The organism is Luteimonas salinisoli (genome assembly GCF_013425525.1).
GTDB lineage: Bacteria > Pseudomonadota > Gammaproteobacteria > Xanthomonadales > Xanthomonadaceae > Luteimonas > Luteimonas salinisoli.
Genome location: NZ_JACCKA010000004.1, coordinates 1 through 1,769, shown reverse-complemented (window position 1 = coordinate 1,769; position 1,769 = coordinate 1). Strand labels below are relative to the sequence as shown.

Here is a 1,769-nt window from a genome sequence, read left to right as displayed (position 1 = left end):
GCACGGGAACGCGGCGGCGCCATCGGCGACAGGCTGGACAGGCCGTCAGCCCAAGCCGCGGTCTACTGTCAGAAATGTACTCTGACCCCTGTTCTTCGCTCGACCCCTGTTCTTCGACCCCTGTTCTTCTGTTTTTGAACACCCAATTGTTATCTCAGCTCAGCACAATCCATGTTGAGAATAACAACGCTAGAGAAATCCCTAACGCAAGAGCCACCACAGTTCCGGGCTTTGTACCCCATCCGTTGGACGACCCGAACCTATTCAACACTCTTAAATATCGGCCACCGAAGGAAAAGTATCCATATACTACCGCCAAAATAGCCACAGAAAACAATCCTGCGCCAACGCGCCCGGCAGGAATCGACAGGACATCAAGTCCTAGAAAAGTCACGCCGACTGAAAGCAAAGTGCCAAGATTCAACATCACAATGAACGCCACCATTAGAGAGGCGCTGTACTTATTTGGATAGAGCTTTCCGTTTACCTTTTCACTCCATCTGTAACAACAATAATAAATGAAATCAATAGCTCTCATGACTGGACTTCCCTTCAACAATTCCCAGTAGCCCAACACATCGCATCGGTGGCCGGCACAACAGTGACCCCTTCAACTCCTGGAACTTGAATTAGCAAGGAGGTCCCAAAGTAGGCCGCTCCTCCAGCGAAGCCAATAGGTCCGCCAAACGCACCTGCCGCACCCCACCCGATATCTACTCCCGACTTGGCCATACCAAAATGATCACCTGCTTGATACGCTCCTACGCCTTCGAACAAGGAAACTCCTGCGCTAACAAAGAACAGCCCTTGCCCAATTGCCCTCAAAGCATACGCCTCACGCAGCGCATAACTCCTTGCTCCAGCGTGCTGATTTCCACCCCAACCCAAGCTATACCACCTACCATTGGCGCCGCGCCACCTATTGTCGAAAACGAGGCTATATTGAGTCGCGCCAGAAATCGTACTGGCGCCATCGATGGCATTGCGGACTGTTTCAGCTACAGCAGAGGCCTCAGGGGAATGCGCCTGCCTACCGCCAGCCGCTGAACGTGGCGGAGCGCTTTTCCTACCCTCTCCAACAGAATTGTCAGGTGAATTCCGATTCGTTGGTGGCGACGTCTGCGCAATATCTGCAGAGATACAACCAAAGGAAACATGACCCGGGATGCGGGTTCCACATCCGCCCTTCGCTTCTCGCCCATCCGGATCGATGAAAGAGTACGGATTGCTATTGGCGTACCTGTACCGATGGAACTGCCCGACCGGGTTGCCCAGCGCCGTCACCGGATCAACGCTCAAGAACACGCCCAGCAGCGGATCGTAGTAGCGCTGCTGCATATAAGTCAGCCCAGTCGCCGCATCCTGCACGTGCCCCGTATACCCCGGCCCGTCCGCCACCGCTGGCGTCAGCTGCGCTCCGTACGGCTCGTACTCCCGCCGCTCGATCACCGCGCCGCTGGCGTCGGTCACCGCCACCACGCTGCCCAGCGCGTCGGTGTGGATGTAGCGCACCGTCTCCGCCGCATGCGACGGCTGCGCCAGCCAGCACAGCAGGCACAGCGCCCAGACCTGCAACGCCTTCATGGCGATTCCTCCCCGGTCGCGTCCTCATCCGGGACGGCGTTCTCCTGGGTGGCCTCGTCTGGCTCCGCGGATTCATCCGCGGCGTCCTGTTCCGCGGCGTCCTCCTGCCCGGCCCCGTCCTCACCCTCCGCCATCATCCCCATCGGCCCCACCGGGTCTGTCCACGGCGAGCAGCCGTAGGTGTT

3 protein-coding genes are annotated in these 1,769 nt (G+C 57.8%); all 3 read right to left on the bottom strand.

Annotation, left to right across the window (positions count from 1 at the left end; genetic code table 11):
* Nucleotides 1-154 precede the first annotated feature (154 nt).
* On the bottom strand, nucleotides 155-538 hold the full coding sequence (locus tag H0E84_RS00380) for a hypothetical protein (RefSeq protein WP_180676642.1): 384 nt from the start codon (nucleotides 536-538) through the stop codon (nucleotides 155-157).
* Nucleotides 539-552: 14 nt separating this feature from the next.
* Complete coding sequence (locus H0E84_RS00375) at nucleotides 553-1,584, bottom strand: RHS repeat-associated core domain-containing protein (protein ID WP_180676641.1); 1,032 nt, start codon at nucleotides 1,582-1,584, stop codon at nucleotides 553-555.
* The coding region (locus H0E84_RS20120) for a hypothetical protein (protein ID WP_219339521.1) at nucleotides 1,581-1,769 on the bottom strand (189 nt) is incomplete at its 5' end. The genes H0E84_RS20120 and H0E84_RS00375, both read right to left, overlap by 4 nt.

What these genes read in the sequence shown, in the direction of transcription:
- H0E84_RS00375 (WP_180676641.1), bottom strand. Translation starts at nt 1,584, where the DNA reads ATGAAGGCGTTGCAGGTCTGGGCGCTGTGCCTGCTGTGCTGGCTGGCG.
- H0E84_RS00380 (WP_180676642.1), bottom strand. Translation starts at nt 538, where the DNA reads ATGAGAGCTATTGATTTCATTTATTATTGTTGTTACAGATGGAGTGAA.